General features: G+C 69.7%; 17 protein-coding genes and 1 pseudogene. 10 read left to right on the forward strand and 8 right to left on the reverse strand.

Translation table 11 applies throughout. From position 1 onward, the window contains the following. Positions 1–1,597 (reverse strand): serine/threonine-protein kinase (locus VF697_RS37645; RefSeq protein ID WP_331102804.1); only part of this gene is annotated, 1,597 nt, incomplete at its 3' end. Positions 1,598–1,832: 235 nt separating this feature from the next. Here VF697_RS37645 and VF697_RS37650 point away from each other — a divergent pair. Continuing rightward, positions 1,833–3,401: a protein adenylyltransferase SelO gene (locus tag VF697_RS37650; RefSeq protein ID WP_331102805.1), complete on the forward strand. Its 1,569-nt coding sequence runs from the start codon at positions 1,833–1,835 to the stop codon at positions 3,399–3,401. Between the two features lie 10 nt (positions 3,402–3,411). Here the strand turns inward: VF697_RS37650 and VF697_RS37655 are convergent, their stop codons facing one another. After that, positions 3,412–5,025: an FAD-binding oxidoreductase gene (locus tag VF697_RS37655; protein ID WP_331102806.1), complete on the reverse strand. Its 1,614-nt coding sequence runs from the start codon at positions 5,023–5,025 to the stop codon at positions 3,412–3,414. A gap of 23 nt (positions 5,026–5,048) precedes the next feature. Beyond that, positions 5,049–5,954: an FHA domain-containing protein gene (locus tag VF697_RS37660; protein ID WP_331102807.1), complete on the reverse strand. Its 906-nt coding sequence runs from the start codon at positions 5,952–5,954 to the stop codon at positions 5,049–5,051. Positions 5,955–5,986: 32 nt separating this feature from the next. Here VF697_RS37660 and VF697_RS37665 point away from each other — a divergent pair, with 32 nt between their 5' ends. The 6 genes from VF697_RS37665 to VF697_RS37690 all read left to right on the forward strand — a co-directional run bounded on the left by VF697_RS37665 (position 5,987) and on the right by VF697_RS37690 (position 12,864). Further along, complete coding sequence (locus tag VF697_RS37665; protein WP_331102808.1) at positions 5,987–7,165, forward strand: polyprenyl synthetase family protein; 1,179 nt, start codon at positions 5,987–5,989, stop codon at positions 7,163–7,165. Further along, positions 7,165–7,656 carry a hypothetical protein gene (locus tag VF697_RS37670; protein ID WP_331102809.1) on the forward strand — a complete coding sequence of 164 codons (492 nt, stop codon included), beginning with the start codon at positions 7,165–7,167 and terminating at the stop codon, positions 7,654–7,656. Before VF697_RS37665 ends, VF697_RS37670 begins: the two co-directional genes overlap by 1 nt. Further along, entirely contained in the window at positions 7,643–7,960 is a 318-nt protein-coding gene (locus VF697_RS37675; RefSeq protein ID WP_331102810.1) for a hypothetical protein, read from the forward strand. The genes VF697_RS37670 and VF697_RS37675 overlap by 14 nt, the downstream gene beginning before the upstream one ends. 17 nt (positions 7,961–7,977) lie before the next feature. After that, on the forward strand, positions 7,978–9,039 hold the full coding sequence (locus VF697_RS37680; RefSeq protein WP_331102811.1) for a hypothetical protein: 1,062 nt from the start codon (positions 7,978–7,980) through the stop codon (positions 9,037–9,039). Next, entirely contained in the window at positions 9,032–9,448 is a 417-nt protein-coding gene (locus tag VF697_RS37685) for a sterol-binding-like protein (RefSeq protein WP_331102812.1), read from the forward strand. The genes VF697_RS37680 and VF697_RS37685 overlap by 8 nt, the downstream gene beginning before the upstream one ends. A 95-nt stretch (positions 9,449–9,543) precedes the next feature. After that, complete coding sequence (locus VF697_RS37690; protein ID WP_331102813.1) at positions 9,544–12,864, forward strand: NAD(P)-binding protein; 3,321 nt, start codon at positions 9,544–9,546, stop codon at positions 12,862–12,864. Here VF697_RS37690 and VF697_RS37695 read toward each other — a convergent pair. Further along, the gene (locus VF697_RS37695) at positions 12,858–16,715 is read right to left on the reverse strand and encodes a serine/threonine-protein kinase PknK (protein ID WP_331102814.1); all 3,858 of its coding nucleotides are present in this window, start codon (positions 16,713–16,715) and stop codon (positions 12,858–12,860) included. The two genes, VF697_RS37690 and VF697_RS37695, sit on opposite strands and share 7 nt — an antisense overlap. 185 nt (positions 16,716–16,900) lie before the next feature. Between VF697_RS37695 and VF697_RS37700 the strand changes: the two genes are divergently transcribed. Next, positions 16,901–17,728, forward strand: a complete 828-nt coding sequence (locus VF697_RS37700) for a class I SAM-dependent methyltransferase (protein ID WP_331102823.1) — start codon at positions 16,901–16,903, stop codon at positions 17,726–17,728. Between the two features lie 56 nt (positions 17,729–17,784). Here VF697_RS37700 and VF697_RS37705 read toward each other — a convergent pair whose 3' ends face one another. The 3 genes from VF697_RS37705 to VF697_RS37715 all read right to left on the reverse strand — a co-directional run bounded on the left by VF697_RS37705 (position 17,785) and on the right by VF697_RS37715 (position 20,758). Then, positions 17,785–18,810 (reverse strand): hypothetical protein, encoded by a 1,026-nt coding sequence (locus VF697_RS37705; RefSeq protein WP_331102815.1) that lies wholly within the window; start codon positions 18,808–18,810, stop codon positions 17,785–17,787. Then, the gene (locus VF697_RS37710) at positions 18,807–19,352 is read right to left on the reverse strand and encodes a hypothetical protein (RefSeq protein WP_331102816.1); all 546 of its coding nucleotides are present in this window, start codon (positions 19,350–19,352) and stop codon (positions 18,807–18,809) included. The genes VF697_RS37705 and VF697_RS37710 overlap by 4 nt, the downstream gene beginning before the upstream one ends. 323 nt (positions 19,353–19,675) lie before the next feature. Beyond that, on the reverse strand, positions 19,676–20,758 hold the full coding sequence (locus VF697_RS37715; protein WP_331102817.1) for a hypothetical protein: 1,083 nt from the start codon (positions 20,756–20,758) through the stop codon (positions 19,676–19,678). Positions 20,759–21,304: 546 nt separating this feature from the next. Here VF697_RS37715 and VF697_RS37720 point away from each other — a divergent pair. Together VF697_RS37720 and VF697_RS37725 are read left to right on the forward strand one after the other, a co-directional pair. Continuing rightward, on the forward strand, positions 21,305–21,532 hold the full coding sequence (locus tag VF697_RS37720) for an AbrB/MazE/SpoVT family DNA-binding domain-containing protein (RefSeq protein WP_331102818.1): 228 nt from the start codon (positions 21,305–21,307) through the stop codon (positions 21,530–21,532). Then, positions 21,529–21,744, forward strand: a pseudogene (locus VF697_RS37725) (type II toxin-antitoxin system death-on-curing family toxin); the annotation flags it as partial. The gene VF697_RS37720 and the pseudogene VF697_RS37725, both read left to right, overlap by 4 nt. A 117-nt stretch (positions 21,745–21,861) precedes the next feature. Here the strand turns inward: VF697_RS37725 and VF697_RS37730 are convergent. Next, positions 21,862–22,272, reverse strand: coding sequence for a DoxX family protein (locus VF697_RS37730; protein ID WP_331102824.1), 411 nt, complete (start codon positions 22,270–22,272; stop codon positions 21,862–21,864). Between the last annotated feature and the right edge of the window lie 38 nt (positions 22,273–22,310).

A 22,310-nucleotide genomic window follows, 5' to 3' on the forward strand; every position in this document is an offset into this window, starting at 1 on the left:
CCCGGCGCAGGGGCTGGCTGAGCGTCTCGCTGGCCTTGCGCACGCGCTCGAGCACGGTGTCCACCCGGGTGCGCAGGGCGGGGGCCACGGGGCGCTCGCGCAGCCGCTCCAGCGCGTGCTGGGCCCGGCGCGCCCGCAGCCGCACCTCCTCGCAGCCCGTGTCCGGCGGCAGCGAGAGGAGGGCGTAGAGGTCCTCGGTGCCGCGCGTGCTGTAGGGGGCGAGCACCTGCTCCGCCTCGGCATCGGCGGCGGCGTCTCGCGGAGGGCGCAGGGTGCTCAGCGGCTGCCCCAACATCAGGTGCGCCACCGCGGCGCGGAAGGCCAGGGAGGGCTCCACGAACTGCACGCCGAAGCCGGTGGCCATGCCCCAGGGGTGGGCCTCCTCGGGCTGCACGTGGCGCACCACCTCGCAGGCGCACCGCAGGTCTCCCTCGGGGTGCGGCAGGGCCACCTCCAGCCGGGAGAGCAGCGGCGGCAGGCGCCCGTCGGTGCACAGGAACATGCCGCCGCGCGACAGGTCCGAGCACGTGAGGAGCGCGGGCGGCGAGCCGGGGCCGAGCGTGACGAGCACGGGGAGGGGCGCGAGGGCGGGGCGGTGGACGGCGAGGGGGGCCAGGGGCGGGGGCGTGAGGGCCGGGCCCCGGGCGCGCGCCCCATCGAGCACCACCTGGAGCGCGCCGCGCATCGTCGAGGCGCTCGGGAAGCGCTCCTCGGGGTCCTTGGCGAGCGCGCGGAGGATGAGGGTGGAGAGGGCGGGGGGGATGTCGCGGCGGTGGGCGGTGGGCGGCTGCGGCTTCTTGGACTGGTGGGCGAGCAGCAGCGCGGTGAGGGACTTCTCCTCGAAGGGGCGCCTGCCGGTGACGAGCTGGTAGGCGATGACGCCCAGCGCGTACAGGTCGGTGCGTCCGTCCACGGGCTCGCCGCGGGACTGCTCCGGCGCCATGTAGTCGGCCGAGCCGATGATGTCGCCCTCGCCGGTGTCCGTGCCCAGCTCCTCGTCCAGCAGCTTGGCGATGCCGAAGTCGAGCACCTTGACGAAGGCGGGGCCGTGGCCGCGCTGGAGGAGGAAGAGGTTCTCGGGCTTGAGATCGCGGTGGACGATGCCGCGCGCGTGCGTGGCCTCGAGCGCGTCACACACCTGGGAGATGAGGGAGACGGCGACCTCGGCGGGCACGGGCCCGCGCGCGAGCAGCGCCGAGAGGGGCTCGCCCTCGAGGTACTCCATGACGAGGTAGGGCCGGGGCGGCGCGGGGTTGATGTCGATGATGTTGACGATGTTCTCGTGGCCGATGAGGTTCACCGCGCGCGCCTCCATGTGGAAGCGGCGCAGCACGTGGGGCGAGCCGGCCAGCCGGCGGTGGAGCAGCTTGATGGCCACGCGACTGCCGATGCCCTCGTGCTCGCCGAGGTACACCGTGCCCATGCCACCCTGGCCCAGCCTGCGGGTGAGCCGGAAGCTGCCGATGCACGTGCCCAGCAGCGTGTCCGTCTCGGTCTCCGGTGGGGGGAGCGAGGCGGCGAGGGTCTCGCATTGCTCCGCGGAGTCCTCACGGCCCGACTCGATGGATGGGGGGCTGACGGAGATGGATGCGGACATGGTGGGCCCCTCGGAATGTCCCCCCGGACAGGCCCCGGCGGCGGGAGCACGGCGGCGAGTTCATTGTCCCCGTTGAGGAGGGGGAGGGGGAGGGAGGATGGAGGCAATGGTTCATCCCGTGCCCGGAGTTCTGCCTGCTATTGGACACCCGCCTGCTCGTGGTGCCGGGGACCGACCCCTGACTCGCCAGGCCGATGTCATTGCATCGACGGCTCCCCGGAGGCATGCATCTCGAATGCCTCATTTCACATCTCGCTTTCTCGACTCGACTCCCGGAGACCCGCTCCAGGACACGCGCTCGCGCCAGGTCCTCGGCGCGCTCTGGTCGAAGGTGCAGCCGACCCCCGTGTCGGCGCCGCGACTGGTGGCGTACGCCCAGGAGGTGGTGGACCTGCTCGGCCTGGACGAGCAGACCCTGCGCTCCGCCGAGTTCGTCCAGGTGCTCGGGGGCAACGCGCTGTGGCCGGGCATGGTGCCCTACGCGGCCAACTACGGGGGCCATCAGTTCGGCAACTGGGCGGGGCAGCTCGGCGACGGGCGCGCCATCGTGTTGGGGGAATTGCTCGCCCCCAACGGCACGCGGTACGAGCTACAGCTCAAGGGCGCGGGTCGGACACCTTATTCCCGCCGAGCCGATGGACGTGCGGTGCTGCGCTCCTCCATCCGCGAGTTCCTCTGCAGCGAGGCCATGCACCACCTGGGCGTGTCCACCACCCGCGCCCTGTCCCTGGTGGCCACCGGCGACGAGGTCATCCGAGACATGTTCTACGATGGCCATCCCGAGGCCGAGCCCGGTGCCATCGTCTGCCGGGTCGCCCCGAGCTTCCTGCGCTTCGGCAACTTCGAGCTGTGCACCAGCCGCGGTGACGTGGGGCTGCTCAAGACGCTGGCCGACTACACGCTGAAGCACTTCTACCCCGAGCTCGGGGAGCCCTCGAAGGCCACCTATGCCGCCTTCTACCGCGAGGTGGCGCGCCGCACCGCCCGGCTCATCGCGCACTGGCAGGCGGTGGGCTTCGTGCACGGGGTGATGAACACCGACAACATGTCCATCCTCGGCCTCACCATCGACTACGGGCCCTACGGGTGGCTGGACGACTTCAACCCCGGGTGGACGCCCAACACCACCGATGCCGAGCAGCGCCGCTACCGCTATGGCAACCAGCCCAGCATCGGCCTGTGGAACATCGAGCGGCTGGGCGTCGCGCTCTGGCCGCTCCTGGAGGAAGAGGAAGCGCTGGTGGACGAGGGGTTGGCCGAGTACCAGCGCACCTTCGCGGCCGAGATGTCGCGGCGGTTCTCCGCGAAGCTCGGGCTGTCCTCCCTCGAGGACGAGGCGGACGTCGCGCTGGTGAACGACTGCTTCGCGTGGCTGGCCGCGTACGAGACGGACATGACCCTCTTCTTCCGAGGGCTGTCCCAGGTGGTCACCGCGCCGACGGCTCCCCGCGAGCTGCCCCGGGTGGTGCGCGACGCCTTCTATGGAGAGCCGCCGGAGGCGCACGTGGCCAAGGGGCTCGAGTGGCTGGCCGCGTGGTGGCAGCGCACGAGGCGCGAAGGGGTGCCACCCGAGACGCTCGCGCGGCAGATGGACGCGGTGAATCCGAAGTACGTCCTGCGCAACTGGCTCGCGCAGGAGGCCATTGATGCCGCGCACAATGGCGACGACAGCAAGGTGCATGCGCTGCTCGAGGTGATGCGCCGGCCCTTCGACGAGCAACCCGGGCGCGAGGCCTACGCGGCGAAGCGGCCCGAATGGGCGCGCTCGAAGCCGGGCTTCTCGGCGCTCTCGTGCAGCTCCTGACGAGCGCCTCTCAGGGCCCGATGAGGACGCCCGGGTTGAGAATCCCCTGGGGGTCGAGCGCCCCCTTCACGGCCTGGAGCGCGAGGGCGAAGGGCTCGGGGCGCTCGCGGTCGTACCAGGGGCGGTGCAGCCGGCCCACGGCGTGGTGGTGGGTGATGGTGCCACCGTGCGCGCTGATGGCCTCGCTGGCGGCGCGCTTGAGCTCCATCCACTGCTCCAGCTGACCGCCGGGCCTCGCCGGGCCGATGAACGTGTAATAGGGCGCGGGCCCGTCCGGGTAGACGTGGGTGAAACGGCAGCTCACGAGCCCCCCGCCACAGACGCGCTCCAGGGCCGCGCGCATGCCCTCCAGGATGGCACCGTGGAGCGCGTCGAACCGGTCCCACGTGCAGGCCGTCTCGAAGGTGTCCGCGATGACGCCGAGGCTCACCATGACGTTCTGCAGGTAGGGCGCCTCGATGAAGGCCGAGCGCCAGCTCTCGGCGGCCCCACTCGCACGCGCCTGGGCGCCGGGCTCCTCGGCGCGGTAGCGGGCCCCCTCGCGGCACTCGCCCCCGTGCGAGGCGGTGAGGGCGAGCGCGCGCTCCATCCACGCCTGGAGCGGATGGTCGGCGGACTCGAAGGCGAGCACGAGCACGTGGGAGCCATCGTCCGCCACGCCGTTGACGAAGGACTCCTGCGCATCGAGCAGGCGGCAGTTGGAGGGGTGGAGGCCGGACTGGGACAGCTCGCGGACGGCGCGCACGGCGGCGGCGAAGTCGGTGAAGTGGACGCTGGCACTGGCGCGGAAGAGGGGGCGGGACTGGAGGCGCACCCAGGCCTCGGTGATGACGCCGAGCGTGCCCTCGGAGCCGAGCACGAGCCTGTCCGGCGAGGGGCCCGCGCCGGAGGCGGGCAGGCGGCGCGTCTCGTGGACGCCGCGCGGGGTGAGCATGCGGGTGGACTGCACCAGGTCGTCGATGTGCGTGTAGAGCGTGGCGAAGTGGCCCCCGGCGCGCGTGGCGATCCACCCGCCGAGGGTGGAGAACTCGAAGGACTGCGGGAAGTGGCGCAGGGTGAGGCCGTGGGAGGCGAGCTGCGCCTCGAGCACGGGGCCGGTGGCGCCCGCCTGGATGCGGGCGGCGCGCGAGACGGGGTCCACCTCGAGGACGCGGTCCATGCGGCGCATGTCGAGCGACACGGCGCCTTGAAAGCCACTGCCGATGGCGGCCTCCACGCCGCGCACGACGCTGGTGCCGCCCCCGAAGGGGATGAGGGCCACGCGGTTGTCGCCGCACCAGTCCATCACGGCGCGCACCTCGTCCTCGGAGCGGGGGTGGGCGACGAAGTCGGGCGCCGGGGAGAAGTCCCCGTGGAAGCCGCGCACGAGGTCCCCATAGCCCTTGCCATAGGTGTGCGCGGCCCGGTCCGCGTCCTCGGCCGAGCACAGGGCCGCGAGGGACTCGGGCGGAGCGACGCGGGGGTGAGGCAGTCGCAGGGCCTCGAGCGGAGTGGGCTCGCGAGGCGCCAGGGCGGGGCCGCCGAGCATCGCGGACACCTGCTCCCCGAGGGCGCGCCGGGTCGCGATGTCGGGGAACTTGTCCGCGTAGCCCCAGCCCCAGATGCTCGTCGCTCGAGTGCTCATGGGGCGCGAGCGTACTCCGAGATTCAGAGGGAGAAGACCTCCACGCTGCGCACCCCCAGCCGCAGCTGGCCAGTACCTGACCGACGCTCCACGATGCTCGCGGCGTCCTGGATGCCCAGGGTGCTCAGCTGCTTGCGCACCCGGTGGATGTCCACGTTCAGCTTGTTGCTATCCGTCGCCAGCATCTGACAGAGCATGTCCCGCTCCACCCAGCCCCGCTCGGCCTCCGGCAGCTCGTGCTCCTTCAGCCGGATGCGCGCCAGCGTCGCGAGCAGATAATGGTGGGAGCGGGGAGCCAGCACCGTGTGCTGGTTGCCGTGCACGAGCGTCACCACCACGTGCTCCTCGTCGCGACTGACGCCAATCTTCAGGTGGAGGCTTTCCAGGCCGGACACGTCGCCCTCGAGCGTCTCCGTCGTGGCCGAGGGCAGCTCCAGCACCCATTCCTCTCCTCCCAGGAGAAGCCGCTCCTGGTCGGCCACGTGACGCCGCTCCTCGCAGGACTCCAGGAGCCAGCGCCCACTGCCCTCCAGGAAGATGCTGGCCAGGGGGTGCTCGTCATCCGGCAACACCAGCAGCGAGCCCGCGCTCTCCTGGACTCGCCCGCTCGTGGCATGCCGGGCCCGTGCCGCGGGGGGGCCCGCATCCACCAGTTGGAAGCCTGTCCCGCTGGGGCCCAGCAGGAAGGACTGGCCCGCCTGGAGTGCTACCCGCTCCCCGGGCACCAGCCGCCGCCCCTCGAGGAAGGTGCCATTCTTGCTGCCCAGGTCTCGCAGCTCCCACGTGTCTCCCCGCCAGTGAAGACTGGCATGCTCCCCGGAGACACGCGCGTCTTCCAGGCGGACGTCACACGCCGGGTGCCGTCCCAACAGGCATCTGCCTCCGAGCGAGAACCTGCGCCTGCCCTCCGTCTGAGTGAGAATTCCCATGGTGCGGTGAGCCCCATGCTACCGTCTTCACGGTGCCCGACACATCTGGCGCGAGCGCCCTGTTGACCGGCTACCTGGAGGAATGTCGCACCCGAGTCATCGAGGAGATCCGCCGGATGGTGCCCGCGGAGCGCCCCCAGGCCGCCTTCCTCTACGAGCTGATGCTCGAGTACCCCCTGCGCGAGGCCAAGGGCCTGAGGCCCGCGCTCTGCATCGCCACCTGTCGCGCGCTGGGCGGCACGCTGGAGGCGGCACTGCGCCCGGCGGCCGCGCTCGAGCTGTACCACAACGCCTTCCTCATCCACGACGACATCGAGGATGAGTCCCAGCTGCGCCGGGGTCGCCCCACGCTGCACCACCTGCACGGCGTGCCGGTGGCCATCAACGTGGGGGATGCCATGCTGGCGCTCTCGCTGCAGCCGCTGCTGGACAACATCGGCTTCATCGGGCTGGGGCCCTCGCTGCGCATCCTCCAGGCGGTGGCGCGCATGGCGCGCGAGTCCGCGGAGGGTCAGGCGCTCGAGCTGGAGTGGATCCGCCGCGGACAGTGGGCGCTGGAGGACGAGGACTACGTCCACATGGTGGAGCAGAAGACGTGCTGGTACAGCTTCATCACCCCCGTCACCCTCGGAGCCATCGCCGCCCGGCAAGACGCGCGGCGCACGGAGCAGCTCGCGGAGTTCGCCCGCTGTCTGGGCATTGCCTTCCAGATCCAGGACGACGTGCTCAACCTGAGCGGTGAGGTGGGGGCGTATGGCAAGGAGATCGGCGGCGACCTGTGGGAGGGCAAGCGCACCCTCATGCTGTTGCACATGATGCGGCATGCCAGCGCGCGGGAGCGGGCCGAGGCCGAGCGCATCCTCTCCCTGCCCCGGCCCGGTGCCCTGCCACTGCCGCGAGGCCCCGAGCTGGAGCCCTTGCTCGAGCAGCTCGTGAGCCGGGGCGAGCTCACCCCCGAGGGCCGTGAGCGGCTCCGCCACGCGCTGGCCGAGTCCCAGCCTCGCGCGGAGGAGAAGACGCCGGAGCAGGTGGGTTTCCTGCTCGAGCTCATCCATCGCCACGGCAGCCTGGACTACGCGCGCCGGGTGGCCCGGGAGTGGCTGCGGCGGGCCGAGCAGTCCTTCACCGCGTGCGAGGGCTGGCTCCTTCCTTCGGAGCATCGCCATCTGTTACAAGCGCTGCTCTCCTACGTCCTCCAGCGCGTGAAGTGATGGCCGACTCCGGCGCTCCTCCGTCCCTCCTCGATTCCGTGCGCATGCAGGCCCTGGTGTTCGAGGAGCTGCGCCGCATCCAACGACTCGTGGGCGAGCGGATGCCGCTGCCCGGGGCGCGGGAGGGCGCGGCGGAGGGCTCCGAGGAGGGGGAGCAGGTGGAGCTGCTGCGGAGGCTGCAGGGGGTGCTGCTCCAGCACCCGCTGTCGGCGCAGGCCGCCTTCTCCGCGCTCATGGCCGAGGGACGGCGCTTCGCCACGACTCCCGAGGGCGCCGCGTGGAAGGCCGCCCTGGCCAGCTCGGAGCTGGTGCGCAACGGGCGGCTGCTCTGGGACGTCCTCTCGCTCAACCTCCTGGAGGAGGAGCAGTCCACGGTGGTGCCCTCCGCGTACCTGGAGGCGCTCTTCCGGGCGGCCTCCTCGTCCGACGTGGAGGCGCTGCTGCGCCGGCTGCGCGATGCGAGCGCGAGGGACGGCCATGGCGCTCCTTGAGGAGCTGCGCGCGGATTTCGCCGACCACGACACCGTCCTGCACCTGTTGCTGGGGCTCCTCTCGGTGTCGCGCCGGCTCGAGCCCTTGCTGCCGGAGGCGCCCCCCGGTGTCCCAGCGCAAGCGCCTGGCGCGCTGGCCGAGGCGGACGAGCGGCGGGTGCTGCTGCTGCTCGGGCTGGTCTCCGTGCGGCGCACGTTGATGAACACCCTGGAGCCGCTGAGGGCCGCGGCGGGTGCTCCCGAGCGGACGGAGGCTCCCACGGCGCCAGCCGCGCTCCCGAGCCTTCGCGAGCTGCTGCGCTGAGCCTTCGCCCCGAGCCCATGCTCCCGCCCCGGCCCGACCCGAAACACCTCGCCAGGCTGCTGGCGGACACGGACTACTTCCGGCGCTCACCCTCGCGGCTGGGCGGGAGGGGCGAGCACAAGGAGTGGCAGCACTTCATCGTCCACACCGAGGGAATGAACCTGCTCGTCAACTTCAGCCTCCTGGACGAGCCGCGGCCGGGCCGCTCGGACTCCGTCGAGGTGGCGCGCCTCATCGTCATGGCGCACGGCGAGGGGGGCTGGGAAGGAGACGTGGAGCGCTTCGAGGACGAGGAGGTGGAGGTGGAGGCGGGACACCTGCACGCCCGCTTCGGCCGCAACACCTTGCGCTTCGAGGAAGGCACCTGGCACCTCACGGTGGCGCTGCGCGAGCGTCCGGTGTCCGTCGAGCTGGAGCTCGTCCCCGTCACGCTTCCCGCCCTCTCGGCGCAGCACCTGCTGGCGCCCCAGCGGCCCATCTCGTGGCTCTTCCTCCCGAGGCTGGAGGCACGGGGCACCGTCACCCTGGGCAGCCGCACCGTGCGGGTGGAGGGGGCACCGGCCTACCATGACCACAACTGGGGACACTTCCGCTGGGGGGATGACTTCTGCTGGGAGTGGGGCTCGGCGGTGCCGCTGGAGGCGTCCAACCCGTGGAGCGCGGTGCTGGTGCGCATGGCGGACCGGCGGCGCACGGCCGCGCGCTACCAGGCCCTCTTCCTCTGGGGCGGCGGCGAGTCGCTGCGTGTCTTCCGCGACGAGGAGCTGCGCTTCTCCACGCCCTGCTGCTTCCAGCCCGGACGGACCTTCAGCCTGCCGCGGCCACTCTCCTTGCTGGCGCCCGGTACGGCGGCGGACCTGCCGCGCGTGGTGGAGGTGCATGCGCGGGGGCGTGGGGACGAGCTGCGGCTGACCTTCACGCCCCAGCACGCCGCGCGGCTGCTGTTGCCCGCAGAGGGCTCGCTGGAGCAGCTCACCGCCATCCACGAGGTGCTCGGCCCGGTGTCCTTGCAGGGGCGGGTGCGCGGCGAGGCGGTGGACATGGCGGGGCCCGCCGTCTTCGAGTTCGTCCGTGGCTGAGGCGCGGGTGGCCGGCCTGCTGGCCGAGTCCTTCGAGGTGCTCGCCCGGGCGCACCGGGAGGCCTACACGCGGATGTGCGAGCGGTTGGCGGGGCTGTCGGTGTTGCTGGAGGTGGAGGGAGAGCGCTTCTCCGCCGCGTTCTCCTCCCGGCGGGCCTGGGTGTGGCCTCCCAGCGGTGAGGAGGTGGCCCGGGTCACCACCCGGAGGCGCACCGTGCTCGACGTGCTGGATGACAGACAATCCCTCACCGAGGCCGTGCTCACGGACGCGGTGGAGGTGGTGGGGCCGCTGGACACGCTGCTGCGGCTCCATGAGGGACTGGGGGTCTACGTGCAGGGCGCCGTGCGGTGTCCCGGCTTCGCTCCACTGCTGCGCCGCTTGCGCGAAGCGGGGGCTCCGAGTCCATGATTTCTCCTTGAACCCCGCTGGCGGGAGCAGGTGCCGAGATGCCATTGAAGTCCAAGCAGAGACCCCCAGTCGGAGAGGAAGGCACGAAACCTACCGTGTATGTCTACGGCGGCGGCGTGGCGGGGATGACCGCGGCCCACGAGCTGGCCATCCGGGGTTTCAAGGTGCACCTGTACGAGCAGGAGCGGGCGCTGGGCCCCCGGGGGATATTGGATCAACCGTCATTGGGAGGAATGGCTCGCACCCAGTACTTCGCGACCACCTCGAAGCAGGAACTCTATTTCCATGTGGAGCCCCTGGGGCGGTTGGTCGAGCAGCTCCACCAGCCCGAATCCCGGGATGCGGCGGAGAGTTGGCTGGCCTGTGACAAAGAAGCGAGCAAGCTGCTGGAGAGATTCTTCGAGATGCTCTGGGAGTTCCTGTTGACGTCCAAGGACGCGGCGGCCGAGGACACGGCGTCGGCTCTCCTGGAGGCTCTCGGGAATGTGCTCTATGGCGACAACCTGCTCGCCTTCACGAAGGCCCTCAAGAAAGAATTGCTGGAGACGCGCATCCTGGCGGTGCTGTCCAAGACACCTCTCTCGTTGAGGACCTTCGTGGGAGAGGCGAGGGCCTGTCTGGACTCTCAGTATGTCGAGGGACTCGCGAGAAAGAAGGCGAGGCAGTCGCTCGCGTCGGCGCTGACGAGGGCGTTCGCCATCGATAGACGAGGCAGGTTCCGGATGGCATGCCTGAAGGAGGTCTCCGAGTTCGCCAGGAGCGGGCTGCTCCCTGGCGCGCTCGCCTTTCTTCTCAGGTCCACCCTTCAAACGCTCCTTCCCTCCATCGATCCGCTCTACTACCTCCACAGGAGCTATGAGACGAACAAGCAACGGAGGCAGGGTGAGTCGCAGGAGCGCGTCGATCGGGCACTCGCCACCGATCTGAGGGTCACCCAGCCGGTGCAGATGACGGACGCCGGAGGCAATTTCCCCGAGTGCTGGCTGGAGTTCACGCGCGAGAGCGGCTCCCTGCGACTCTCGGACACGTCACAGGCCGTCCTGGAGGTCGCCGTCCAGTACGTCAAGGACCTCATCGTCCATAAGCAATTCCATACGGAAACCGGCGAGCTGACCGATGTGCGGATCCTGGTCCAATCCTTCGTCGCCTCGGGTCTGGCCGCGATGCGGGGGATGGCCGGGGAGAGGCGGGGCGGAGTCGCCGCCGTCGCTGATGAATCGGCCGACGAGCTGGCCAACCGGGCCGTCGAGATTCTTCGGGAGCACTTCGCGGGCGTTCGCCTCGCGGAGCACGTGCAGGTCTATACGAAGACCGGCGGGTTTCTCAACACCTACGCCACGGCCGGCTTCGCTCCCTCCCTGCGCAACTGGATCCGCGTCATCTTCTTTCGTCCGCAGCTGCCCGGAGAGCATGGCTACCGCTTCTTCCCGTCGTACTACCGCCACGTCTTCGACAGCATGCGCCGCATCCCCCTCCAGGCGGCCCCTGGCCGACCCCCGGGGGGAACCGTCCTGGACAACCTCGTTGCCCTCCCGGAGATTGGCATCTTCAGCGAGCGCGGCGCTCCCTTCATCATGAGCTGGACGCCGTCCCCGCCTGGCGCCGCGCTCTCGCGCGCCGACTACAACCGGCGCAACCTGGCCAGCCTGCGGATCAGCTCCCAGGACCTGCTCCAGTTCTCGTTGCGCGTCCTGCGCTACATGACCTCCAGCTCACGGCGCCGGGCCAGGGAGATGGAGGAGCTGTCGTGGTGGGAGTACCTGGAGGGGCGCGAGTCGAGCACGGGCACCCGCTCGTACCATTACAGCGAGGCCTTCGAGCACCTGGTTCAGTCCTCGAGCCGGGTGCTGGCCGCGTTCGATGGCGCCAATGGGGATGCGCGCACCTGCGGCAACACCTACGTGCAGCTCCTCACCCAGGCGCTCGTTCCCACCGAGCACGACAACTGCATCTTGAACGGGCCCACCACGGAGGCGTGGTTCACCCACTGGCGCAGGTACCTGGAGGAACTGGAGGTGGAGTTCCACCACGGGGAGCTCCTGTACTTCACGCAGGAGCACGGACGGCTCGAGGCGCGGGTGCGGTTGTTCCCTCCGGACGAGCTGAACACCGGGAAGTCCGAGGTGACACATGGCGCGGAGGCGGGGGACCGGGACGCGTATTTCGTCGTCGCCACGGACCTGTGCTCGGCGGCCGCGGCGACGCGGTACCTGAACGACACGATGTCCCGGCAGCTCCACGCCTATGCCCACCGGGTGCCGAAGGAGGAGGGCTCGGACGCGTCCACCTTGAGAGATCCGAAGGATGTGTCCAGGAGGAAGCCCTGGGACCGGCTCCAGACCATCGCCGGCATCCAGTTCTTCTTCCAGAAGCACGTGAATGTCTTCGATGGCTATATCTATTGCGTGGACGCCGAGTGGGGGCTGTCCGCCATCTGCAGCCATCTGGTCTGGCGCGAGCGGCCCACCGGTTCCTCGCTCAACCCCTATCAATCCATTCTCAGCGTGGACATCGGGGACTGGAACACGCCCTCCAAGTACCTGGGCATCCCCGCCTGTGAGTGCACGCCCGAGCAGCTCCGGGACGAGGTGCTCCGCCAGCTCCGGGTCTCGCTGAGCACGCGCGAGTCCGGACGGAGTCTCGACGGCTCGGTCCTCCCGGAGCCCGACTGGGTCCACATCGACGAGAGCCTCGAGTTCGAGAGCCTCGTGGGCCAGGACAGGCCCCGGAAGCTGCTCCGCAACACCGCGCCCTATCTCGTCCCCATCGTGGGAGACTGGAAGCACCGGCCCGGCCCCCAGCCGTGGGATCCCTCGCCCGAGTCCGATCCCGCCCCTCGCCTGCCCTATGAGGAGAAGGTGTGGCAGGCCCCCCATGGAGGCTACCCGGTGCACTACGACCGGCTCGTGTTCGCGGGGACCTACCTGAAGACCTTCACGCGGATGACCACCATGGAGTCCGCCAACGAGTCCGCCCGGCACGCGGTGAATGCCATTCTCGACCACTACACCGCACACCATGCCTCCGCGCGGCAGGAGGTGTGGCGCGAGTCCCGGGAGCCGGGCCCGAGCGTCCTCAATCCCTACGAGCGAGGCCTCTTCCCCACCTCACCCCAGGGGGACTACTGCCGCATCTGGGACCCCGAGCAGAACGAGCTGCCGGACTTCGAGCTGTTGCAACAGCAGGATGACGAGAACTTCCAGCGGGGGCGTCCCCACCCCATGGACGCGCTGGGCCTGGAGGTCCTGCCGTCGCTGCTCTCCAAAACCTCCGGGATGGGGGAGGCCTTCGACCAGCTCCTCAAAGCGGTGGCCTCGAGCGGCGCCGCGGCGCCCCAGGCCACGCAGGGACTGCTGGCCGCGTTGCGGCACCTGCGCACGGTGCTGGAGGCCGCGCGCCCTCCCCGGGGTTATTGAGCGCGCAGTGCCTCGGGCCAGGCGGCCACGCCGGGCACCAGCGCGGCCGCCAGCGCTCCGGGGCGCACGACGCCCTCCGCCTCCATCCACTCGCGGGCCTGGTGCTGGAGCGCCTGCCCCTCGGGGCCGCCGCGCACGGCCCCCAGGGCATACCGGGCCGCCTCGCGGTAGAGGGCCATGTCCTCGCGGGCGAAGCCCTCCACGGCCTCCTCCAGCCGACGCCGGGCCTCGGGGACGTCCGCCTCCTGCCACGCGAGCCCCGCGCGCACCAGGCAGCCCAGGGGCCGGGCACAGCCCAGGGAGTCCTTGTCGAGGGCACGCACCTGGGCGCGCACGTCCGCCAGCAGCGCGGGCCTTCCCCAGCGCGAGGCCAGGTCCCCAGGCGCGCTGCCACCGCCCTGGAGCGAGGCCGCGGCCGCCAGCGCCGCCCGGGCGCGCATGTGCCGCAGGTTCAACCCGGTGGTGCGCATCGCCAGCATGAAGGAGCCTCGCAGCGGCTCCCACTGCTCCAGCACGGCCCGCCAGGCGGGCCAGGGCTCCGCGCGGTAGTGCGCCGTGTACACGGCGGCGATCAGGTGCGCGAAGTGCTGGCGCCGGTAGGCATTCTCCGGCCAGGAGGCCGTGCGCGGGGACTGGGCCGCCATGCCTTCCTCGGCCCGCGCCCGCGCCTCGTCCGCCTTGTCCCTCGCCAGCCACGCCACCACGGGCTCCCCGAGGTACGCCTCGCACCGCGCGTGCAGGTCTCCCCGGTAGAGGGCTTCCCGGTGGAAGGACTCCAGGCGCTCGCCCAGGTGCCGCAGCTGGCCCCGCATGGCCAGGGCATGGTGGTGGAAGATGGCCAGGGTGACGCGCTCCCAGTCGCTGCCGGGGCACTGCTCGCGGAAGAGCGCCTCGGCGCGCTCACTCTCCTCCACCACCTGGCGCCAGTGGCCCCGGGTATAGCCCTGGTTGACGAGCGCCAGTCCGTACCACGCCCGGTCATACGGCCCGCCCGTGCGCTCCACCTGCGCGCGCACCTTGCCCAGCAGCCGTGCGGCGCTGGCCTCCATCAAAGCGCCCCCCGTGTGCAGCTCCATGGTGGCCTCCAGCGCCATGGCCCGGCTCAGCAGGGTGGCATCCCCCAGCCGCCGCGCGCCCAGCAGGTGCATCATCCGGAAGGCGTCCGAGAGCATGGGGTTGACCATCGTCCAGCTCGTGCAGGCCGACCACAGCACCTCCAGGCGGTGCCGCTCGGTGGAGGCGTCCGCCAGGGGCGTCAGCGCCTCCAGGTGCACCGGCCGGGAGAGGAAGAGCAGCCGGCGCCACGTCCCCGCCCACACCGCCGAGCCGAAGGAGCCGGGCACGGACACGCCGAGCGCCCGCAGCACGGGGTGCAGCTCGCGCCAGCCTTCGTCGAAGCGGCCACTCTTGAGGTACTGCTCGGACGCGCGCCGCTGGAGGTCCCTCACCCGGGGCAGCTCCAGCGCGCCGCCCAGCGCGCGGGCCGCCTCCAGGTAGTGGTGGGCCGCGTCCTCGGACCGGCCCTGGTTGGCGAGCGCCTCGGCGAGCCGCTCCAGGAGGAGGGGGCGATCCGCTCGCGTCCCCAGCAGCTCCAGCGCCTTGCGGTAGAGCGCGGCGGCGTTCTCGAAGGCGAGGGCCCGGGCGGCCCGCTCGGCCGAGCGCACCGCATGAGGCCCGGCCCGGAGCGGCTCTCCCGCGCCCTCCCAGTGCAGCAGCAGGGCCTCGTCGTCCTCGGAGCCGCGCGCGGTGAGGGCCTCGGCCACGGCGCGATGCCGCAGCGCCCGCGTCCCGGCGGGCAGTGTGGCCAGCAGCGCCTCGCGGATGCGGTCATGGTAGGCGCCAATGCCCGGCTCTCCAGCGCCCGGCACCTCGCGCAGCAGGCCCGAGTCCCGCAGCGAGGCCACCCGCACCCGGCCACCCTCGCCCAGCCCCGCGGCCTGGAGGGCGATGCCGCGTGCCAGGGGACGCCCGGCCAGGGAGGCCACCTCCAGCACGGCGCGCTCCTCCTCGGGGAGGGACTGGATGCGCTCGAGCAGCAGCCGGGCCACGTCCACCTGGGTTTCCCCCGGGGCCCCGGAGCCCTCGCGGACGGCGTGCGCGCCGACGTGGTGCGCCAGCTCGCGGGCGAGGAAGGGGTTGCCCTCGGCCTGGGTGACGACGGCGCGCACCTGGGAGCCGAGGCCGGCCGGGCCGAGCAGGGCCGAGGCCAGTGCCTCCACCTCCTCGGACGGGAGCGCCCCCAGCGCCAGCTCCACGGCGTGGGAGTCCCCGCCGGGCCGCGTCAGCTCCAGCAGGCGGCGCAGCAGGGGGCTTCCGTCGCGGTCCTCGCCGCGCCAGGTGAGCACCAGCAGCACGGGCGGAGCCGGAGTGCGCAGCAGCTCCTCGAAGAGGGGCGCCGAGTCGGTATCCCCCCACTGCACGTCATCGAGCCACAGCACCAGCGGGCGAGGCCCCCGGGCGAGGCGCTCGAGCAGCTCGCGCAGGGCCTGGGCACCCTGGCGCCGCAGCTCGGCCGCGTCGGGGAGGGGAGTGGGGACGGGCTCGCGCTGGAAGGCGGCCAGCCGTCCCAGCACGGGGAAGAGGCGGACGAGGGCCGAGGCGCGCGAGGGCACCAGCGCGGCGGCCTCGGAAGCGGGCAGGGCCTCCAGGTGGCGGGCGAGCGCGTCGATGGAGGCATCGAGGGCCGCGTAGGGGACGCGCTCCTGGGGGTGACAGCGTCCCTGGAGGACGAGGGGCGCGCGGTCCGGCGGCTGGCGCGCGAGGAAGTGCCGCACCAGCGAGGACTTGCCGATGCCGGAGGGGCCATGGAGGTGGACCGTCACCTGCTGGCGCCGCGAGGCCACCGTGTCGAGCGCCTGGGCGAGGGCCGCCAGCTCGGGGGCACGGCCCACGAAGAGGGGGCCCGGAGCGGAGTCGATGGCCGGGAGGGGGAGCGCGCGGGAGCCGGGAGCGAGCCGGGCCGAGCACACGTCCACGCCCGGGCGCTGGGCCGGGTCGAGCGCGAGCAGCTCCATGGCGAGCCGGGCCAGGTCCTCGGGAGCGCGGGGCGCCAGCTCGAGCACGGGGGGCGGGGACCGGAGCACCTTGTGCTCCAGGGGGCTGCCGCCGAGCACGGCGAAGGGAGGCGCGCCGGTGAGCACCTCGTAGAGCATGGCGCCGAGGGCGTAGAGGTCGGCGGCGGGAGTCACGGGGCCGCCCGTCACCTGCTCGGGAGCCATATAGGCCGGGGTGCCCACGGGCCTGCGAGGCCGGGGGTGCTCGGGGCGGGGCGAGTGGAGCGTGGAGGTGAGGCCGAAGTCGAGGACGACGACGCGCTCGTGCGGAGTGACGAGCACGTTGGAGGGCTTGATGTCGCGATGGACGAGGCCCGCGGAGTGCAAGGCGCGCAGGGCGTGGCAGAGCTGCACGAACCCCTGGCGCAGCCGCGCCCACGAGGCCTCGGTGCCTTCGGGAAGGGGGGCGAGGGGAGGAGGCGGGGCGCTGGAGGAGGGCGCTTCACCGGTGGAGGCGTCGAGCGTCGAGCCACCCGAGCCGCCGAGGCCGAGCCCCCCGCGAGACCAGTGGAGGAAGTCCACGCCCTCGAGGGCTTCCATGGTGAAGAAGCACGCGTCGCCCTCGACGAACAGCTCGTGGAGCTGGAGGAGGTTGGGGTGGACGATGCCGGCGCGAGCGCGGAACTCCTGCTTGAGCCGGTAGAGGGCCTCGGCCGGAGGCAGGCGCAGCGTCTTGAGGGCGACGTCGCGGGAAGTCTCGCGGTCGAGGACCCGGTAGACGCGGCCCGTGGCGCCCTCGCCCAGGAGGGTACGCATCTCGAAACGGCCGGTACCGACGAAGGACGCGGGTTGGCGCATGGGGGGGCCTGGCGGGGTGGCGGAACGAGGAGAGGTGCCCGAAGCATTACAGCGTCGCGAGGAGACACTCCGCCAGAATTCAGCGGTCAGCAACAGGACGCGGGCCGAGGGCCTCCTGGTACATTGCGTCAACGCCGTGCCTGGGAGTGGAAGGACAGCGGAGGGGGGAGACCAACGTGGGTGACATGCCGTGGGAGCGCTCCTTGCTGGACCAGGCGATGGCGCTGTCGCTGTTGTCCTGGCGGGTGCATGTCTTCGAGCCGGCGCGAGCGCTGAAGCGGCTGGGCCTGTACGCGCCGACGACGCTGGGAGCGCCCCTGGTGCCGGGAGTCGCGGGAGGGGGAGGGCCGGAGCTGTCGAGGCGGCACCGCGAGCCGGTGCTGCTGGCGGAGGAGCCGGCGGGCTACGGGGAAGTGAAGGATTTCGACCGGGTGGCGGGCCTGTACGAGGCGGTGGTGCGGCCGTTCTCGGAGCCGATCATCGACGAGGTGGTGGAGCTGATGAAGCCGCTCTCGCCGAGGGCCCGGGTGCTGGACCCCTCGGCGGGGCCCGGGGGAGCGGCGCTGCGGCTGGCGAAGCTGGTGCCCGAGGGCGAGGTGGTGGCGGCGGACCTGTCACGAGGCATGGTGGAGACGGCCTGGCGCGCAGCGCAGCAGGCGGAGTGCCACAACATGGCCTTCTTCCAGGCGGACGTGGCGAAGCCGCCCGAGGCCTTCGAGGGGTACTTCGACGCCATCGTGTGTTGCCTCTCCTTCCACCACTACCCGGACGGAGAGGCCGCGGTGCGCGCCTTCCGCCGGGTGCTGGCGCCGGGAGGACGGGTCTTCGTGGCGGACGCGGGGCCCAAGTGGTTCGTCGAGCTGGCCCGGCCCATCTCGGAGCTGGCGGACCCGGGGTTCGTGCGTCACCGCACGGGCGAAGAATTCCTGCAACTCTTTGCGGAGGCTGGTTTCTCTTCCGTGTCCTGGGTGGAGGCTCTGCCAGGAATTGGAGTAACCGTCGCCTCGGTGTGAGCTTTTCCCGTGCCCTGCGGGGGCCGGGTGGTTCTGGCAGATGTCTGCTCAACGATTCATTTGAGCGACCCTCCACGAATCAGGCGAGTAGCCAAAGCGTGATTGGCCTCCGACATTGAGGATTCTGCTGCGAGAACTTCCTCATGAGCGGCGTTGATCATTTCCGGAGGCTGCCCAGAGTTCTTCAATCGTTCGAGGGTCTGCTCCGCTTGCACAAAGCGCAACTTCGCAAGCTGATAGGCTGCCTCTAACGCGGAAACTTCGGGTGTGGCTGGCGTCCGGGCCTCGGCTGTGTCCAATGCGGTTTTCGCATGCAGTCGCGCCTGGGTTGTCTCCTGGCCGGCACGCTGTACTCCCTGCCATAGCGATACGGCCATATCCAATACCTCGGACGGTGACTTTAGCGTTTGGAAGAAGGCCGTGCGCTCCTTGCGCACCTCCAACCGGGCTAACCGGATTTGCTCCTCAAGTGCTGCGCGGAACTCCCAGGTGTGCCTCGAATCTTTTATCCACTGCGTGCCCTTGCCACGCCAAGCTTGCTCGAACGTGTAAAGCCTCTCCTTCAGATTTGAGGCCGCCTCCCAGAAGATACCTATTTGAGCCTTCACATCGGTCCAGGCGGCAAAGAGTCGCATCACCGCGAAGACCGCAGTGATTACCAAGGTCAACTGACCACTCCAACCGACCTGGGCGAAGCTTGCTATGATAGTGGCGAGGATCGCCAATAAGGTGACGAACACAATCAAACGAGTTTGGCGCTTCTGGAAGTTCTGCTTGGCAAGCAACTCTTGCTCGTACCATTTGATATTGAGCTGATATTCCGTGGCATGCTTGACCAGCAAAACACCCAGTGGACCCTCCAGGAGTTTTTCCTGGTCGTTCGTATCAAACCCAAGCCGACTCAGAAATATCCCGGCCTGAACCGTTGCTTCGCCTGGCGGACGGAATTGCTGCTTTCCAGGAGCGCGCTGAGCGGCCACTTCTTCGAAGCGATAGGGCTTGAACTCATTGGCCTGAGACTGCTTGTTTTTCTTCGGCACGGTCTCAACGGATTGCGCCCCAGCCTCTCCAGGCTTACTCATGGCACCACCAATTTCACTTTCAGGGCGGTCAACACCCGCTCAATCGGAATGGCGTAAGCTCCGGAGAAGTTGACGGCCACGAGCAGCGCCACGGCTTGACCCGAGCTGGGGTTGATCAGGAGCGCTCCGGAGTCTCCCATCAGGCCGAGCCTCTTGCCGTTCTCGCTCTGGAGCCAGAGCAAACCATCGAAGAGAATCTCCCCGAGGCCTTCGTATTCGAGGCGACAGCACTGGTTGAGGGTTTTAATCACGCCGCGACCATGTGGCGTACTGCGTCCGGAAAACTCCACCACCATGTTCTCTTTTGGCGGCAAGGGTTCATGCGAGCGCAGCTTTACTGGAGCGATGAATTTCGCGCTGACATCCTTGCGGTCGAGGATGCGCGCCACGGCGCAGTCCACGTAGTTGACGTGGGTGGGGGTAAGGGGGACGAAGTCCGACAACTCCACCAACTCCGCGATGGGCCTGCCACCGGGATCGTCCACCGGTCCCGGCTGGTAGATGAGCGTCTTAGGTTCCAAGACATTGCTGGGAACCAGCACGTGGCTGTTGCTCAGGATGTACAGCTCGTCCCCACGAGAGACCACGGCTCCGAGCGTACCGGCTCCCATCGGGCCGGCAGAACGCGGTCCCACCGAACAACCTGGCTGAGCTGGCTTGAGTGTCCCAGTGTGCCCTTGTGACGGGAGGAACCAAGAGAGGAAACTGGCAGCGCGCATTGGCCACATTCCTGCACCTCGGTTTCTAATTCCAGGCTCCACCGGGGGAGGCCGTGCTCCGCAGGCACGAGCGCTCCCTTCCTTCGTTTTGAGCTGGGGGAAAGACCAAGCCACAAGAAGGTCCAAATCGCCCAGCCCGCGTCAGCTCACTTCTCCTTGTCCTTGTCGGTGGACTCCTTCCCTTCCGCCTTGTCGGAGCCGGACAGATGAACATCAAGAGTTATCATGTAGCTGATGCTTGGCGCGCCCAGGCTTCTGCCGACCAGCAGACCGTTGTACGTCTTGTTGCCGTCGCCGTCGGAACTCAGGCGGAACAAGTCGTAGCCGAGGCCTACTCCGAAGCGGAACACCTTAAAGGCGGTGGCCCCCACGCTCACGCCCACGCCAAACTGGGCCGTGCCCTTCGTCAGATCCAGCCCCTCCGAGTAGGCAAACATGTTCATACCCAAGGTGGAGCGCTCGTCACAAGTGAATGCGTGGTAGTACCCACCACCCACGCCCGCACTCACTGGTCCGCTGACGTCCACGGTGCCGTTTCCAGGGCGACGAATGCGAAGGAAGGGAAGGGTGAGACCGAAGCCACTGCAGTCCAAACCTGTCTTGCTCACCTCCTCCAGCAGGCCAGTCAGCGCGACGTAGTTGACGTTCTGCAATCCATTACCGCCGTTCGCATCGTTGGCCACGGCCTCGCAAACCCGTGTCGCCCGACGCAGCCCGGTGGCTGAGAAGCTCTCCGGATTGCCGCTCAACACACGGTCGAGGCACCACGCCGCCAGCTCCATGTACCCAGGCTTCTCGTACTTACGCCTGAAGTCGGCCATGGTCTTACAGTCAAGCTCATCGCGGCAATTTTCGATGGCTTCCTTGACCTTAGGCGGAAGCGCATTGGGATTGGCAATCGGCTGCGGGTTGACCTCGACGACAGCAGCAGCCGGCGCGGTCTTGCAGGCCACGGTGTCCTTGTACGTAGGGGTGGAGCACACCTTGACCAGCTCAAGGCAGCCTATCGTGTCGGCATGCGCTGGGGTTTGGCAGGCTCGGGCGAGTTGCTTGGCCGAATCTCCAGCGTTGAGCAGCCCGTATAACGTCGGATCCGCGCCGGGCGGCAGCGCGGCAGGGGCAGGTACCGCAGGCGGCGGTGCAAGAGGAGCAGGGGGCGCCGGTTGGGCGCTGGCGTGCAACCCTACGAACAAAACTAATGAAGCGGAAATCAGAATCCAGTTGCGCATGTAGGCTCCACAGCGGTGAACATGGAGGGCTGACCAGCAAGGACCGAGCACCAAGAACAGCCGAGGATGTGTATGGCAGGCCGCTTGAGAATGCGATTACACGCCATTACACGCTGCGCTCGCAGCCTCCCATGCTGGCCCAACGGGGGCCACCACACAAAGCGTGGTGCTGAGCCCGGTGCAGGCACTGCCCGCACGAAAGCTGCGAATAGACCAGATGGAAGTTGTCCGAGCTGGAGTGGCTCCGGAACCGCTGAGGCTGAACCGCTTTCCGGGGCCCTTACAGCCGAGTCTGTTCCATGGCCGGCTCTGGAGCCTCACTCCCAGTGTCTGTCGTTGCGGCGCTGCCGGTACTTCACGCAGCACGGGCAGCGGGAACTCCAGCGGCTTTCCGTCGGATGCGTGCGTGTGGCCGGTCACCTCCGCAGCGCCCATGCCCTGTCGCTGTGGCTGGAAGGTGGCCTGTGGATTGCTCGCCGAGCTCGGTGGGTCTTGGCGGCGCGGTGCTCGCCGTGTTCCATTAAGGTCCCATCCAGAGCGGACCACATGACCAAGACGCTGACCGCCATCGGCGACAGCCTGGGGCTCATCCTCGACAAGACCCTGCTCGACAAGCTGGGCATCGACAAGGACATGCCGCTGGAGGTGGAGACGGATGGGACGTCGCTCATCATCCGTCCCGTGCGCGCGGAGGATCGGCGCTCGCGTGTGCGACGGGCCACCGAGAAGATGATGGACGCGCACGCCGAGACCTTGAGGAAGCTGGCCCAGTGACTCCGGACTTCCTCTCGCTGGAGGACGTGCTGGGCATCCACCCGCTGCAGCTCGCCCGCTTTGGTGGGGGCGAGGGCGTGAGGGAGGCCGGGCTACTGGAGTCCGCCATCTCCCAGCCCCAGGCGACGTTCGGGGGCCAGTACGTTCATCAGGGCGTGTGGGAGATGGCGGTGGCGTACCTCTTCCACGTCGTCAGCAACCACCCGTTCGTCGATGGGAACAAGCCACCATGGCCGTCGCCGCGGGCCAGCGGACGAAGGCCGAGGAGACGGCGACCCTGCGGCGCATCGCGGGCGTGGACGCGCCGAGCAGGTGAGCGACGGCTCGTGCTACGCGCGGGCGGGTCCAGCTCCCCGGCGATCCACGCTCCACCGGCCTGCGCCGCGACAGGCGATGTAGAGGAACAGCAGGCAGTACAGGAGCGCCAGCTCTCCCTTGTTCACCGCCGGGAAGAACTGCGCGCCAAAGCCGAGCTTCCAGTGAAACTGGATGTAGGCGACCGCCATGGTCCCACTCGCGAGGAAGGCGGCCCAGACCGTGAAGGCGCCGGCCGCGATGGCCAGGCCCGTGACGAACTCGATGAGTCCGCCCAGCCAGAGCTGGGAGCCGACCGGCGGCTGGAACTCCGTCAGCACCCCGAAGAGCTTCTGAACGCCGTGGAAGGCGAACATGAGCCCCGCGACGATCCGAAGGAAGGTGTAGGCGGCTTCGACCCGGGGTTCCAGGAAGCGATTGAGCATGCCCCCATCTTCACCCCATGCGCCGCGAGGCGATCAAG

Source organism: Archangium sp., from assembly GCF_036388035.1.
Classification (GTDB): Bacteria; Myxococcota; Myxococcia; order Myxococcales; family Myxococcaceae; genus Archangium.

Excerpts from the sequence above, each read along its gene's own strand:
- VF697_RS37650 (WP_331102805.1), top strand. The coding sequence starts at position 1,833 with ATGCCTCATTTCACATCTCGCTTTCTCGACTCGACTCCCGGAGACCCG.
- VF697_RS37655 (WP_331102806.1), bottom strand. The coding sequence starts at position 5,025 with ATGAGCACTCGAGCGACGAGCATCTGGGGCTGGGGCTACGCGGACAAG.
- VF697_RS37660 (WP_331102807.1), bottom strand. The coding sequence starts at position 5,954 with ATGGGAATTCTCACTCAGACGGAGGGCAGGCGCAGGTTCTCGCTCGGA.
- VF697_RS37670 (WP_331102809.1), top strand. The coding sequence starts at position 7,165 with ATGGCCGACTCCGGCGCTCCTCCGTCCCTCCTCGATTCCGTGCGCATG.
- VF697_RS37675 (WP_331102810.1), top strand. The coding sequence starts at position 7,643 with ATGGCGCTCCTTGAGGAGCTGCGCGCGGATTTCGCCGACCACGACACC.
- VF697_RS37680 (WP_331102811.1), top strand. The coding sequence starts at position 7,978 with ATGCTCCCGCCCCGGCCCGACCCGAAACACCTCGCCAGGCTGCTGGCG.
- VF697_RS37695 (WP_331102814.1), bottom strand. The coding sequence starts at position 16,715 with ATGCGCCAACCCGCGTCCTTCGTCGGTACCGGCCGTTTCGAGATGCGT.
- VF697_RS37700 (WP_331102823.1), top strand. The coding sequence starts at position 16,901 with ATGCCGTGGGAGCGCTCCTTGCTGGACCAGGCGATGGCGCTGTCGCTG.
- VF697_RS37705 (WP_331102815.1), bottom strand. The coding sequence starts at position 18,810 with ATGAGTAAGCCTGGAGAGGCTGGGGCGCAATCCGTTGAGACCGTGCCG.
- VF697_RS37715 (WP_331102817.1), bottom strand. The coding sequence starts at position 20,758 with ATGCGCAACTGGATTCTGATTTCCGCTTCATTAGTTTTGTTCGTAGGG.
- VF697_RS37720 (WP_331102818.1), top strand. The coding sequence starts at position 21,305 with ATGACCAAGACGCTGACCGCCATCGGCGACAGCCTGGGGCTCATCCTC.
- VF697_RS37730 (WP_331102824.1), bottom strand. The coding sequence starts at position 22,272 with ATGCTCAATCGCTTCCTGGAACCCCGGGTCGAAGCCGCCTACACCTTC.